Origin of the sequence: Amycolatopsis sp. cmx-4-83 (genome assembly GCF_046548815.1) — a bacterium.
Lineage (GTDB): Bacteria > Actinomycetota > Actinomycetes > Mycobacteriales > Pseudonocardiaceae > Amycolatopsis > Amycolatopsis pretoriensis_A.
In genome coordinates this window covers 333,003-347,737 of sequence record NZ_JAEBEF010000004.1, presented here as the reverse complement: position 1 = coordinate 347,737, position 14,735 = coordinate 333,003, and the positions used below count along the sequence as shown (strand labels likewise).

General features: G+C 69.0%; 9 protein-coding genes. 4 read left to right on the top strand and 5 right to left on the bottom strand.

The features are described from left to right. The gene (locus tag ACLJQM_RS14075) at positions 1-1,872 is read left to right on the top strand and encodes an acetoacetate--CoA ligase (protein ID WP_410631557.1); all 1,872 of its coding nucleotides are present in this window, start codon (positions 1-3) and stop codon (positions 1,870-1,872) included. Between the two features lie 299 nt (positions 1,873-2,171). Here ACLJQM_RS14075 and ACLJQM_RS14070 read toward each other — a convergent pair whose 3' ends face one another. From ACLJQM_RS14070 to ACLJQM_RS14050, 5 genes are read right to left on the bottom strand one after another with little or no spacing between them, the layout of a single operon-like run. Further along, positions 2,172-5,069, bottom strand: coding sequence for a carbohydrate-binding protein (locus ACLJQM_RS14070; RefSeq protein WP_410631556.1), 2,898 nt, complete (start codon positions 5,067-5,069; stop codon positions 2,172-2,174). Positions 5,070-5,100: 31 nt separating this feature from the next. After that, positions 5,101-5,964, bottom strand: a complete 864-nt coding sequence (locus ACLJQM_RS14065; protein WP_410631555.1) for a carbohydrate ABC transporter permease — start codon at positions 5,962-5,964, stop codon at positions 5,101-5,103. Beyond that, positions 5,961-6,914: a carbohydrate ABC transporter permease gene (locus ACLJQM_RS14060; protein WP_410631554.1), complete on the bottom strand. Its 954-nt coding sequence runs from the start codon at positions 6,912-6,914 to the stop codon at positions 5,961-5,963. The genes ACLJQM_RS14065 and ACLJQM_RS14060 overlap by 4 nt, the downstream gene beginning before the upstream one ends. Next, positions 6,911-8,275 (bottom strand): ABC transporter substrate-binding protein, encoded by a 1,365-nt coding sequence (locus ACLJQM_RS14055; protein WP_410631553.1) that lies wholly within the window; start codon positions 8,273-8,275, stop codon positions 6,911-6,913. The genes ACLJQM_RS14060 and ACLJQM_RS14055 overlap by 4 nt, the downstream gene beginning before the upstream one ends. Positions 8,276-8,288: 13 nt before the next feature. Beyond that, positions 8,289-9,941, bottom strand: coding sequence for a glycoside hydrolase family 13 protein (locus ACLJQM_RS14050; RefSeq protein ID WP_410631552.1), 1,653 nt, complete (start codon positions 9,939-9,941; stop codon positions 8,289-8,291). A 97-nt stretch (positions 9,942-10,038) separates the two neighbouring features. Between ACLJQM_RS14050 and ACLJQM_RS14045 the strand changes: the two genes are divergently transcribed. From ACLJQM_RS14045 to ACLJQM_RS14035, 3 genes are all read left to right on the top strand, one after another. After that, positions 10,039-11,064, top strand: coding sequence for a LacI family DNA-binding transcriptional regulator (locus ACLJQM_RS14045; RefSeq protein ID WP_410631551.1), 1,026 nt, complete (start codon positions 10,039-10,041; stop codon positions 11,062-11,064). A gap of 392 nt (positions 11,065-11,456) precedes the next feature. Beyond that, positions 11,457-12,236 carry an AI-2E family transporter gene (locus tag ACLJQM_RS14040; protein ID WP_410631550.1) on the top strand — a complete coding sequence of 260 codons (780 nt, stop codon included), beginning with the start codon at positions 11,457-11,459 and terminating at the stop codon, positions 12,234-12,236. Positions 12,237-12,741: 505 nt separating this feature from the next. Further along, a complete protein-coding gene (locus ACLJQM_RS14035) occupies positions 12,742-14,343 on the top strand; it encodes a tannase/feruloyl esterase family alpha/beta hydrolase (protein ID WP_410631549.1) in 1,602 nt (533 codons plus the stop codon). The last annotated feature ends 392 nt before the right edge of the window (positions 14,344-14,735 follow it).

Sequence of the window (14,735 nt, the reverse complement as noted above, 5' to 3'; positions counted from 1 at the left end):
GTGACCGGGTTGGACGCCTACACCAGCTGGCTGGCAGCACGAGGAAAGGCGTTCACCGGCTACGACGAACTGTGGCGCTGGTCGGTTGCCGACCTGGCCGGATTCTGGACGTCGATCTGGGATCACTTCGAGGTGGGCGGAGCCTACGACCGCGTGCTCGGCTCCGCGGACATGCCCGGCGCGCAGTGGTTCCCCGGCGCGGAGCTGAACTACGCCGAGCACATGCTCGGCGAACCCGGCGACGCCGGACGGCTCGCCGTGCTCGCATACTCCCAGACCCGTGCGCCGGCCTCGCTGACCTTCGCCGAACTGGCCGACCAGGTCGGCCGCGCCCGCGCCGGCCTGCAACGGCTCGGAGTCGGCCGCGGCGACCGCGTCGTGGCCTACCTGCCGAACATCCCCGAGACCCTGGTCGCCTTCCTGGCCTGCGCGTCGCTCGGCGCCGTGTGGGCCTCGTGCGCGCCGGAGTTCGGCGCCCGCAGCGTCCTGGACCGCTTCGCCCAGGTGGAACCCACCGTGCTGCTGACCGTCGGCGGCTACACCTACGGCGAGAAGCAGATCGACAAGACGGCCGACGTCACGACGATCCGCGCGGGCCTGCCGACCGTGCGCCACACGATCTCCATTCCATACGGACAGTACGAAGTGGACGGCACACACCCTTGGCCGGAGCTGCTGAACGAACCCGCCCCGCCGGAGTTCGACCGGGTCCCGTTCGGCCATCCCCTCTACGTCCTGTTCTCTTCCGGAACGACCGGACTGCCCAAAGCGATCGTCCACGGCCACGGCGGCATCCTGCTCGAACACCTCAAAGCCCACGCCCTGCACCTCGACACCCGCCCCGGCGACCGGATCCTCTGGCACACCACGACGGCGTGGATGATGTGGAACATCCTCGTCTCCGGGTTGCTGCGCCGGGCCACCATCGTGCTCACCGACGGAAACCCGCAGTACCCGGACCTCGCAGCGCAGTGGCAACTCGCCGCAGACGCGCGCGTGTCGTTGTTCGGCACGAGCCCGTCCTACCTCGCCGCCTGCCGCACAGCCGGCATCGACCCCGGCGAGCTGCCCGCACTGCGCACGCTCGGCGTCACCGGTTCACCACTGCCGGGCGAAGTCTTCGACTGGGCCGCTGAGCACCTCGGCGACGCGGTCCACATCAACTCGCTATCGGGGGGAACCGACATCTGCTCCGCCTTGGTCGCGGGCAACCCGTGGGTGTCCGCTCGCCGCGGCGAGCTGACTGCGCCTTGCCTCGGGGTCGACGTCACCGCGTTCGACACCGCAGGGAGCGAAGTAGTCGGAAAGGTCGGTGAGCTGGTCGTCCGGCAGCCGATGCCGTCGATGCCCATCGGCTTCTGGAACGACCCGGACGGCCACCGATACCGGACCGCCTACTTCGACACCTACCCCGGGGTCTGGCGCCACGGCGACTGGGTGACCATGTCCCCCGAACGGAGCTTCGTCATCTCCGGCCGTTCCGACGCCACCCTCAACCGCGGCGGGGTCCGCCTCGGCACCGCCGAGTTCTACTCGGTCGTCGAGGAGCTGCCCGGGGTCACCGACTCACTGGTCGTGCACCTCGAAGACCCGTACGGCGGCCCCGGCCGGCTGCTGTTGTTCGTAACCCTGACGCCCGGCATCGATCTCGACGACACGCTGCGGCAGCAAATCCGCCGGGCCCTGCGAGACCAGCTTTCCCCCCGACACGTCCCCGATCGAATCGACGCCGTCCCGGCCATCCCACGGACGCTGACCGGCAAGAAACTGGAGAAACCGATCAAGCAGATCCTCCAGGGCCGCGCACCCGCAGAAGTCATCGCGCCTGACGCCATCAGCGACTACGCCGCGATCGGCGCATTCACCCCCTGAGCAGACCCGAGGGCCGCCGCAGTGCGGGCGCTGATCGCATCGACAAGCGCGACCACACGACCGGCCTCGCTCCCGGTGCCGCCCCGGAACCGGTGCCTCGCCGCCGGACCCGCGGCGAGGACCGGTCACGTCGTCCTGAACGGCAACTCGCCGCTCTGATGGATCAGGCTAACAAGCGGGTACCTCTCGGTGACCGCATGCCGTCGTGAAGCCGGCCGCCGGCCGCCGGCCGTCACAGCCCGTTCCGCGAGCAGGACCGGGGCGCCTCACGACTCACCGTGATGCGCCCCGGTACCCACTCAGAATCCTGAGTTTCCCGGCCCACGCACGAGGGCGAAGTTCCCCGGGTTCGTCAGCCCACCCGCCGCAGCACCGGCGACCGTCGTGTTCGACACCGTGCCCGAACCTGCCGAGCTGAGGTCGATCCCGTACGTGCCCGCCCCGGTGATCGTCACCTTGTCCAGGCTCAGCTGGGTGACCTTCCGCCCGACGATGGCCGCGCCCGGGTCGAGGCGTTCGTCGGTGACCTGAACGGCCTGCCGGGTCGTGTCGGCGATCGTCAGGTCCTCGACCACGACTGGCGCGCTGATGTCTTTGCTCAGCGCGAAGATCTGCAGTGCTCCGAACGGCTTCTTCCAGTTGGGCTCGTCGCCGCCGGTGCGGGTCAGGGTGTTGCGCCGCACCGCCGTGGTTCCGCTGAACGCCACCGGGTTGAACCGCGTGCTGACCGCGATGCCCGACGACGCGGCAACGGTGTCGCTGATCAGGTTGTCCTCCGCGCGGTTGCTCGTGCCGCCGTAGATGCCGATGCCGTTGGCCAGTGTCGGCACCTGCACGGAGTTCGCGGTGAACGCGCTGTTCGTCACGGCGTTGCCCTCGGAGAACATCGCCAGCGCGTCGTCGCCGGTGTTGCGCAGCACCGACTGGTTCACGCGGACGTTGTTCGTGACCCCGCCCCCGGCGTGGATGTTCACGCCGTCGGCGTAGGTGTCGCGGATGCGCAGGCCGGCGACGTACAGGCCGTCGGTGCCGGAGTCGGCCCAGAGCCCGACCTTCGTGTGCTCGATCCAAAGGTTCTGCACCAGCGAACCAGTGCCGAAATTCCCTTCCAGCGCGGCATTGCCGTTCGCGTCATCGCGGACGCGGTTGTCACCGAAGATCGCCAGGTCGGCGATCGTCACGTTGGCCCCGGTGGCGAAGAATCCGCCCTTGAGGCCGGTGCCCTGCAGCACCGACGACCACGGTCCCGCGCCGAAGATCTTCACGTCGGCGACGGTGATCGGCGCGCTGATGCGGAACGTTCCCGCCGGGACGTAGAGCGGCTTGTTCTGCGACCGGGCCGCCGAAATCGCCGACGTGATCGCGTTCGTCGCGTCGGAGCCGTTGTTGGGCACCGCCCCGTAGGAGGTGATCGACAGCGCGCCGGCCGGGGCGGGCAGCGCGGCCGGGGTCTGCTCGGCGTCGACGAGGTCCACGTCGATGGTGGACACCGCGGTCGAGTCCTTCTGCAGCTTCAGCACGGTGCCGGCCGGGAAGGCTCCGATCGTCGTGCGGACCTCGTCGAAGAACCGGTGCGCCAGCCCCTGCGACGGCGTGTTGGTGAACGGGTAGTCGCCATAGACCCAGCTGTACTGCGAAGTCAGGGTGATGTCCTTGACCTTGGTGCCGTTCGCGTAGAGCGCCAGCGGGGTGGTGGTGCCGGTGCCGTCGGCGGAGTCCGGGATCGAGAACCGCACGACGAGCGCGTTAGCCGGTTTCGTGAGGGTGACGGCGATGGACTGGCCGGTGCCGCTGAGCCGGGCCGCGCGGCGGCCGCTGGCTTCCGACGGCACCGTCCGGTACGCGCGATCGGCGGCCAACGTCGTCGCGCCGCCGGAAAGGGTCCCGGCTTCGGCTTCGTATTCGGTGTACGGGGTGGTCGCGCCGCGGGCGGCGGCCGCGGTCTCCCCGGCGGCCGTGAGGCTGTCGACGAGGACGTCTCCACCGGTGGCGGACGTGCTTGCGAGGCCGAGGGTGTTCAGGCCCGCGCGGAGCGGGACGGAGGCCGTGGCCGTGCGCCAGCCGGTGCCCGAGGCCAGGGTCAGGCTCCCGGCGTCTTGGCCGTTGACCGACACCGCGAGCACGCGGTTCGCGCCGCTGCTGTTCGCGAACCGCACGGTGGCCGTCGCGGTGCCCGCCGAGGCCATGACGACGGTCCGGATGAGCCGCGCGCCGACGTGGTCGAACCCGGCGACGTACCCGTTGCCGTTGTAGCCGGAAGTCGTGGTGGCGATGGTCGCGCCGGATGACAGAAACGCGCCTTCGGCTTCCCCGGGACCGGCCGGGGTGTTCGCGGACACGGAGAGGTTGTCGAGGTTGACGTTACCGCTGTCGGTGGTGTCGTAGAGGTAGGCGACGGTGTGGGCGCCGGCGGACAGCGTCACCGTCTCGGTCGCGGTGGTCCAGGTGTCCCAGCCGGACGTCGTCGGGAGGGAGATCTGCCGCAGCTTGACGCCGTCGACCAGTAGGGAAAGTGTTTGCGTGACGCCGCTGCCGTTGGCGTAGCGGAGTGCCAGGTTCGTGGCGCCCGTGGCCGTCACGGAGAAGGTCGTCTTGGCGGTGCCGCGGTTGCCGTCGGTGTACCCGCCGACGAACCCGCTGCCGGTGTAGCCCGCGTGGTCGGTCTCCACGACCGCGCCACCCGTCAAGGCAGCGGACTCGGCTTCGAGAGATCCCGGCGCGCTGACCGTCCCGGTGGTCACGTCGAGGTAGTCGAGGTTGACGTTGCCGTTGTCGGCCGCTCCGAAGGCATACGCGACGTGGTGCGTGCCGGATGACAAGGTGGCCGTGGTGGTCGCTTGGCCCCAGGTGTCCCAGTTCGCGGTCGCGGGCAACGAGAGCTGGCGCACCACCCCGTCGATCGACAACGACAAGGTGCGGGTCGAGCCGGTGCCGTTGGCGTAGCCGAGCACGAGGGCGGTCGAACCGCCGGTCGAGCTGACCGTGAAGTCGGTCTTGGCGGCGCCGCGGTTGCCGTCGACGTACCCGCCGACGAACCGGCCGCCGCTCGCGCCGGGGTGATCGTTCTGCGCCACGGCGCCCCCGGACAACGCGGCCGACTCGGCTTCCAGCCTGGTGGTGGCCGCGGCGGCCGGTGGTGCGGTGGTGAACGACGCGGCGATCGCGGTCACCGCGAGAAACAAGAACGGTTTCTTCATTGAATCGCTCCCGATATTTCGACTGGTGGGGTCAGCCCTTGACCGCGCCGCTGAGCGCGTCACCGCGCAGCACCAGGCGCTGGAACACGAGGAACAGGGCCACCGGGATGACGGTGGCGATAGCCAGCGCGGCGAGGAAGACGTCGAGCTCCACAAAGGTCTGCAGCGCCGGCAGTCGCACCGACAGCGGCTGCACCGCCGGGTCGGGCAGGACGAGCATCGGCCAGAGGAAGTCCTTCCAGGAGGCGATCACGGCGAACACCGAGACCACGCCGAGGATCGGTTTCGACATCGGCAGCACGACCGAGACGAAGATGCGCAGCGGCCCGGCGCCGTCCACCCGGGCCGCTTCGAACACCTCACGCGGCAGGTTCGCGAAGAACCGTTGCACGAGGACGACGTTGAACGCGTTGGCACCGGCGGGCAGCCACACCGCCCAGAACGTGTTGATCAGGGACAGCTCGACCATGTTCAGGTAGAGCGGCACGAGCAGCACCACCGACGGGACGAACAGCGTCGCCATCACGATCGCGGTGACCACCTTGTGGTAGCGCGGTTTCAGGACGGCGAGGGCGTACCCGGTGGTCGTGGCGACGATCAGCTGGACCAGCCAGGCACCGAGCGCCACCCAGATCGTGTTGAGGAAGTACTTGCCGACCTCGACGCGGGTCCACGCCGTGACCGGGTTGGCGAAGTCGATGCCGTGCGGCCACAGCGCGAGCGGGTCGCGCAACGTGTCCTGCGTGGGTGTGACGGCGGCCTTGGCGAGCCACAGCAGCGGGCCGAGCCCGGCGGCGAACAACGCGGCCAGCAGGAGTCCTTGCAGGGCGCGGGTGAACCGCCGGACCCCGGGCCGCCGCCATTCCGTGGGGGCGATCAGCCCGCGGTTGCTCATGACGTGCTCCAGGACCGGGTGAGCCGCAGGAACACGGCGGAGAAGACGGCGAGGGTCCCGGCGAGCAGGACGCTGAGCGCGGTGGCCGCGCCGTAGTCCCCGCCGAGGCTGTCGGCGAAGGCGTAGTTGTAGATCAGCAGGAGGATCGTCGTGGTCGCGTGCGCCGGGCCGCCGCCGGTGAACAGGAACGGTTCGAGGAACACCTGCGTGGTGCCGATGATCTGCAGGATGAACGTCGTCAGCAGCACCCCGCGCAGGTGCGGGAGCGTGACGTGCCAGACCTTGCCGCGGATGCCCGCGCCGTCGAGCTCGGCGGCTTCGTAGAGCTCGGGCGGGACGCTAGTGAGCGCGGCGAGGTAGATGATCACGGTGCTGCCCGCCGCGGCCCAGGTGGCCTCGATGACGAGCGAGCCCAGCGCGGTCGACGCGGACTGCAGCCACGGCACCGGGCCGACCCCCACCAGACCGAGAATCTTGTTGAACAGGCCGTCCGGGCCGGCGTCGTAGAACACCTTCCACAGCAGCACGGCCACGACCGGCGGGATCACCACCGGCAGGTAGGCCAGCGCGCTGAACAGGCCGCGCGCCTTGCGGATCTCGCTCATCAGGACGGCCAGCGCGAGCGGGACCGGGTAGCCGATCAGCAGCGCCAGCAGGGCGAACAGGCCGGTGTTGCCGACGGCGGTCCAGAACATCGGGTCGGTGAGCACGGTGCGGTAGTTGTCCAGGCCGACGAACTCCGGCGCGGTGACGAGGTTCGTCCGCTGGAAGCTCATCAGCGCGGACTTGCCGATGGGCAGCCAGGCGAACAGCCCGAAGACGGCCAGCGCGGGCAGGAGGAACAGCACCGGGGCGAGGCCGCCGCGGCGCGCCCACCGCAGCGGCAGCCGCCTCGCGCGTTCCCGGACCGGCGCGGGCGCGTCGATCCGGGGTGGCGCCGCGGTGGTCACGACCGGTCCAGCAGAGCCTGTGCCTGGGTCTGGGCGTCCGCGAGCAGCGCGCCGACGTCGGCGTTGCGGTCGGTGAGGACCTTCTGCACCACGGTGTCCAGCACCCCGTAGACCTTCTGGGTCGCCCGGGTCGGCTCGGGCAGCAGCGGCTGGTCGAACATCTTGCCGGTGTAGGGCGTCATCTGCGGCAGCGGGACGTTGACGTACTGCCCGATCCACCGCAGCCGCTCGTCGTAGGTGGCCTTGTCGAACACCGGCAGCTCGGGCGAGCCGACCGCCTGCTTGGCATCGGCGGTGGTCTTCGCGTCGGCCTGCGCCGCGGCCTGGTCGGTCAGCTTGCGCAGGTAGTAGAAGTCGATCCACTTCACCGCTGCGGACTGGGCCTTCTTCGACGCCTTGACGTTGACGACCGCGAGCGTGCCGCCACCGAGGGCACCGGCGTCCGGGCCGGTGAGCGGGAGGGCGGTCACGCCGTAGTCGGCGGGCTTGATCGCGTTCTGGGACAGCAGGTCCTTGTAGTTTCCGCCGCCGGAGACGTACATGCCGACGCGGCCGGCGGCGAAGTCCTGGTTGATGCCGTTCCAGTCGTAGAGGAAGTTCGCGCCCATGCTGTTGTCGTCCCACCGCATCGCGCGCAGGTTCTGCAGCACCTGGCGCAGCTGCGGCGTGTCGATGGTGGCGGTGGCCTTGTCGCCGTCGAGCTTTTCGGTGCGGCCGCCGAACGCGTAGTCCTGGGTGACGAGGATCCAGCCGCCGGTGTTGTCCTTGGTCATCTGAGCGTACCCGGCGGCGCCGGTGCGCTCGGCGATCTGCTTCGCGTCGGCGCGTACTTCGTCCCATGTGGACGGTGGCTTGTCCGGGTCGAGACCGGCCTGCTCGAACAGCGTGCGGTTGTAGTGCAGGGCCTGGGTGTAGGCCGCGATCGGGATCGCTTCCTGCTTGCCTTCCGCGTTCTGACCGGTTTTGGCCACTTCGGGGTTGAACTTTCCGGCGTAGGGCAGCTGGGCGACGTCGCCGCTGATGTCGGCGATCTGGTGGCGCTCGATCAGGCCGCGTCCGTCGGTGAACGGGACGGTGATCACATCCGGGAGCGTGCCGCCGGCCAGCTGCGCGGTGAACTTCGCAGGGTCCCACTTGAACTCCTGGACCACGAGGTCGATCCCGGGGTTCGCCTGCTCGAACTGGCCGACGCGGGTGTTGAAGGCGTCGACGGCGCTCTTGTCCTGGCCCGGTTCGAGCGCGACCTTGACGACGGTCTTCCCGTCGGCGGAGGTGTCCCCGCCGCTGTCGGTGCCGCAGGCGGCGAGAGCGGAGAACGCGAGCGCGGCGGTCAGGACGGTGGCGAAGGTTTTCGGGGACATCGATGTCCCTCCTTTACTGCTTGAGGCGTAGCCAGACGGCGGTGTCGGCGGGCAGCAGCCCGGAAAGCTCGCCGCTGGCCAGCAGGACCTCCGCGTGCGGCGGCAGCGGCTGGGCTTCGGCGGTGAAGTTGACCAAGCAGGCGAAGTCCCCGCCGCGGCGGAAACCGAGCACGCCGGGTGCCGGGTCCAGCCAGGCGAAGTCCTCGCCGATCAGCGCCGGGGTCGTGCGGCGCAGCTCCAGCGCGGCGCGGTAGAGGGTCAGCATGGACGCCGGCGCGTTCTCCTGGCGCAGCACCGAAAGCTCCGCCCACACCGCGGGCTGGGGCAGCCATGCCGTCGCCCGCGGATCGGTGCTGAATCCGTAGCTGGCGCCGGTTTCGCTCCACGGCAACGGCACGCGGCAGCCGTCCCGGCCGGGGTCGGCGCCGCCGGTGCGCCGGAACACCGGGTCCTGGCGGGCTTCGGCGGGTAGGTCGTCCACTTCGGGCAGACCGAGTTCGTCGCCCTGGTAGATGTAGAGGGATCCGGGCAGGGCCGCCGACAGCAGTGCCGCGGCCCGCGCCCGGCGGTACCCGAGCTCGAGGTCGGTCGGGACGCCGAAGGTGCGGGCGTGCAGGAAGGAGCTGTCCTCGCGGCCGTAGCGGGTGACGGGCCGGGTGACGTCGTGGTTGGACAGCACCCACGTCGGCGCCGCCCGCACCGGCCGGTGGCTGGCGAGGGTGTCGTCGATCGACTCCCGCAGCTGCTCGGCGTCCCACGGGCGGCGCATGAAGTCGAAGTTGAACGCGCTGTGCATCTCGTCCGGGCGCAGGTAGCGGGCGAACCGGGCCGCGTCGTCCAGCCACACCTCGCCGATCAGCACCCGCTGCTCGGCGTAGGAATCCGCGACGGCCCGCCAGGAGCGGTAGATCTGGTGCACCTCGTCGCGGTCGACGAACGGGTGCGGGCTCCCCTCCGTCAGTTCCGGCAGCGCGGGGTCCTTGACCGGCATGGTCGCCGAGTCGATCCGCACGCCGGCGACCCCGCGGTCGAACCAGAAGCGCAGGACGTCTTCGTGTTCGCGCCGCACCTCGGGGTGGCTCCAGTTGAGGTCGGGCTGTTCCGAGGCGAACAGGTGCAGGTACCACTCCCCCGGGCGGCCGTCGGGCTCGGTGACTCGCGTCCAGGCCGCGCCGCCGAACGTCGAGGGCCAGTCGGTCGGGGGCAGCTCGCCGTGCTCGCCGCGACCCTGGCGGAACCAGAAGCGTTGCCGCTGCAGGGATCCCGGCCCGGCGGCCACCGCCTCAGTGAACCACGCGTGCCGGTCCGAGACGTGGTTGGGGACGATGTCCACAATGGTCCGGATGCCGTGCTCGCGCGCCTCGGCGATGAGCGCTTCGGCCTCGGCGAGCGTGCCGAACGCCGGGTCGATCGCCCGGTAGTCGGCCACGTCGTAGCCGCCGTCGGCCAGCGGTGAGGCGTACCAGGGCGTGAACCACAGCGCGTCGACACCCAGCGAGGCCAGGTACGGCAGCCGCGCCCGGACGCCCGCCAGATCGCCGGTGCCGTCCCCGTCGCCGTCGGCGAAACTGCGCGGGTACACCTGGTACACCACGGCGGTGCGCCACCACCGGTCCGGTGTCGTGTGCCGCGGCGCGGCCACGGCGGGTGAGCTGAGCGTCGTCAACGGGCCCCCTCAACGGGTTTAGCGCTATACCTGATGGCAGGAAGGTAATGTGCGCTTGCTACGCTGTCAACACTGGAATCGGGGAAGGACGGTGCGCGTGCGGGTCACACTGCGGGAGGTCGCCGACGAGGCGGGCGTCAGCATGATGACCGTGTCGAACGTGATGAACGGCAAGGCGGCGCGGGTGTCGGCCGCCACCCGGGAGCGCGTGCACCGGATCGCGACGGAACTGGGGTACGTTCCCAGCGCGTCGGCCCGCAGCCTCGCCAGCAGTTCATCAAAGCTGATCGGCCTGCTGGTGCCGGCCGCCGACGAAGACAGCCTCATGATCAGCCCACACCACATGGCGATCGCCGGGCACGTCGAGCGAGAGCTGCGCAAGTCGGGCTACCACCTGCTCCTTCGCGGCATCGCGCACCTGGAGGAGGTCACTGAGGCCCTGCACTCCTGGAGTCTGGACGGCGCCATCCTGCTGGGGTTCGTCGACGAGCAGATCGACAAGCTGACCAAGGCCACGGCCGGCCCGGTCCCGATGGTGGCGATCGACAGCTATTCCCGTAACCGGCTCACCGCCGGACCGCGCTCGGACGACTTCGTGGGCGCCCGCCTCGCCGCCGAGCACCTCCTCTCCCTGGGCCACCGGAACATCGTGTTCGCCGGTCCGGCTTTCGGCCGCGCGGGCGTGGTCCGCGAACGCTTCGACGGGTTCCGAGCGGCGTTCGCCGACGCCGGGCTGGCCCGGGATCCCGGCATGGTCGAGGTCGTCAACACCACGCACGACGAAGGCTTCGGCTGCGGGAAGTTCCTGCTCGGGCGGCATCCGAGCGCGACGGCGGTGTTCGCCACCGCCGACATCCTGGCGGTCGGCATCATGGAGGGCCTGATCGCAAGGGGAATCTCCGTCCCCCGCGACGTCTCCGTCGTCGGCTTCGACGACTTGGAATTCAGCAAGTACGTCACCCCGAAACTCACCACCGTGACCCAGGACATCGGCCGCAAGGGAGCCACCGCGGTCGCGATGCTGGTCGCAGCGATCGAGCAGCAGGTCCGGCCGGCCCATCCGGTCACTCTGGACGTGAGCCTCACGATTCGCGACTCCACCGCCCCGCCGAAGGGAAGTTGAGCACCCTTCACCCCGCGCCGGTGATCCTATCCACGGCGTAATGAGCGGGTCGGCGTCAACGCGCCGGCACTTCCGGATCCGACGGCCGCAACCGGCAGGCATCGGCTGGTACAAACCCGGCGCGGACGGTCACCCTGCCCGCGGTTGGACACACAGCCGATCACTCGCGCGCGGATCCGTGGCCACGGGTCACGCCGGCCTTCCTCCACGCGCCCTTCGGTGCGAGACAGCGCGGCGCTCGTGACCTCATCATCCGATCTTGCTGGTGGGGCAGCCCCACAGTGTCGAGGAAGAAAGCTCGGTCGCGGAGGCCGAAGCCGATTAGTACTCCTGAACAGCAGCTGGGTGGAACCGGCACACGACTCGACCGCCGATCGCCCTTCTTCATCGGGATGGCCGCCGCAGCCGGCGTCGCCGTCACCTACGGCCTGATCCGGCTCCTCGCCGGCGCCGAGCAGATCCTTGTCCTGGTCGGGCTCGCGCTGTTCGTCACCATAGGCGCGGAACCGGCCGTGCCGTGGCTGGTGGCTCACCGCTTCCCGCGCCGACTCAGCGTCACCACCGTGTTCGTCGAACAATCCGCCGCGCTGGTCCGGCAAGCCCCGGATCACAACACCTTCCTCGGCCGCCTCGACGAACGCTTCCACCTGCAGCAGGCGATCGAATCGATGCTCAGCTCCGACGGCGGTTTCACCAGCGGTGTTCTGGGCGTCTGCGAACCACTATTCGAAGCCCTGACCGGCATGCGCGCCACGTTCCACCGGCTCGTCCCGCACTCCCGCCGGCCACGGGCCATCCTTATCGGTGACAACCTCTTCGCCAAGGTCGGCGGTTACGTCCTGGGCAACGTGGCCGTCTCGGTCATCGCCGGCTTCGTCACCCTGGTCTGGCTGCTGATCTTCGGCGTGCCCTACGCGGCGCCGCCGACCATCGCGGTCGCGGTGCTCGACCTCATCCCCGTGATCGGCTCCGTGATCGGCGGCGCCCTGGTGAGCCTGGTCGCGTTGACCGTCTCGCTTCCGGTGTGCCTGGTGAGGGCGGGATTCTTCGTCGTCGACTGGCTCGTCGAGGACTACCTGCTAGTCCCGAAAGTCATCGGGAACGTGCTCAAAGTTCCGGCTTTGGCCACCGTCGCCGCGGCAATCCTGCTGCTCGTCGAAGAAGTGCTCTAACCACGTCTCGACCGAGCCTGACCACCTCTCTCCCGCTTCGCCGTCCTTGACCGCCAATCAGCTTCAGGTGCAGCGGAACAGCCGGCCGCTCCTAAGCTTCGAGGTCTTTCGCCGCGGCGGCAAAGTACAGGTACTGCGGCATCCGGCCTGCCGAGCGGCCCATGCCGGCGCGCTGTCGACAGGTGAGTTCCGCCGCCTGGCTGCAGGCAAGCACGTTGGCCGTCGGGCCGTCAGCAGTACACCCCGCAGCGACCTGCGCCCACGATGTCCGGCTGCTGCACCGAATCTCCTGCAACTCCAATTCGGAATGGGCAGGCACCGGTCGACGCGATCGAGCATGAGCCGCCCACGCTTGACACCACCCGACCCTCTCTTCATTATTGGTGAAGTAAGTGCATGATAGTGAATACGGACATTGTGGCCGCAACAGGATGAAGAGAATTCATCGAAAAGGCTACTGCAGCGCAGCCGGACAAACTCACCATCGTCGTTCGAAGGGAAGAACGTGCGAGCTCGTATTGGCCATGTCCTCTCGTTTCCCATCAGCCGGTCGAGAACCTCCACCGTCGTCAGCATCGCGGCCACCACGCTGCTGGTCATGGTCCTGGCCGCCGCATCAATGCCCGCGGACGCCGTGATCGCCCCCCACGACGCGCAGACATCGGAAGGAGCAGCCAGCGCAGAATCACAGTGCTCGGCGCTGGCTGCCAATGGCGGGGACAATTTCGAGTCCCTCCAAGGCGCCACGACATTCATCACGTCAGCGAAGCTCACGACCAGCGGCACCGGAAGCCAGGCGGTGACCCAGTGCACCGTCGACGGATACGTGACACCGTCGGACACTTTCATCGTCCAGCTCCCCGTTTCCGGCTGGAACCACATGCTGGAAGCGAACGGCAGCCACGGCCTGGGCGGCGCCTACTACCTCAACGAGTGCGCGCCGTTCCTGGGCAAGGGCTACGCCACCGTGGCGAACAGCCTGGGCCACGTCGATCCCGGGCTGAACGGAGGATTCGCCTACGACAACCCACAAGCTGACATCGATTTCGCCTACCGTGCGACCCACGTGACCACGGTGGCGGCCAAGGCGATCGTCCATGCCTTCTACGGAACGGAACCGCGCGAGTCGTACTTCAGCGGCTGCTCGGAAGGCGGGCGTCAAGGGCTCGTCGAGGCCGCGCGGTACCCCACCGACTTCAACGGCATCATTTCCGGGCCGGCCTTCCCCGACTGGTCGTCGGTGATCGGGTACGACGGCATCTACACGGATGTCGTCAACCGGGACGCCAACGGTCACGCGATCCTCACGACCGCAAAACTCCCCATCCTTCACGGGGCTGCGCTGCAGGCGTGCGGTGCCGTCGACGGCACCATCACCGATCCCGAAACCTGTCACTTCGACCCCTCGGTCGCCCAGTGCCCACCGGCGAACCCCGACGGCGCCGACTGCCTCAGCGCCGCCCAGGTGAGAGCCGCACGGCTGTTCTACGGGCCGGTTCGCAACTCGCGCGGCCAAGCGATCACCTCGTACGCGAGCAACGAGCCCGGCTCCGAACTGAAATGGACTTCCCGGATAAATGAGACCGGCGGCCCGTCACTCGAGGGCGGTATCGGTCTTCAGTTCGACCGTTACCTGGGATTTTCTCACGATCCCGGTCCGGCGTTCCAAGAGACCAGCTTCAACTTCGACACCGATCCCGCCCGCCTCACGGCTCTGGCGTCACAGTACGACGCCAATCCGGACCTCCGGGCGTTCCGCAACGCCGGCGGAAAGCTGATCATGTGGAGCGGCTGGGCTGACGAGGCCATGCCGCCGGACGCCACCGTGCAGTTCTACAAGGCCATCAAAGCCAAGACCGGCGGAGCGGCCGCGACACAGAATTTCGCCAGGCTTTTCATGGTTCCCGGGGAATACCACTGCGTAGGAGGCAGCGGGCCACAAGTGGCCAGTGACAGTTTCGCCGATCTACTCGACACCTGGGTCACCACCGGCCGGGCTCCCCAGACGGCCGTAGCCGTTCAGACCAGGATCGACGGCCAGGTCACAGCCACCCGAAAGATCCATCCGTACCCGCTTCTTCCCGAGCCACAGGTGAACCAAGGGTAGCCCGACGGCTTCTCACCGCTTCACCTTCGCAGGATTTCAGCCCCACGTGTCGTTCAATTGTCTCCGCCGTCGGCGGAGACAATTGAACGACCGCACCAGCTCAGCCGCGCGCCTACCTGTCCGACTGCACGGGCCTGCACCCGAGCGCCACACCACGTTGACGAAACCACGCACAGATAGACCACATTGCTCGTGGTCACCCTTCAGGCGATCCGCAGATCCAGCGGACGCTCCGCGGTCTCGTGCGCGATGTCCTCAGCGGCCAAACCGCCACGAGAGCGCCTCGTCGAGGCGGTCGGGCCAGAAAGGGCCGGCACGAGCTGGAGGAAGTGCACCGCAGTCTCCCGGTGCCAACCCCGGGCCGCGGTCCGGGAACCTGGGCGGTGACCAGC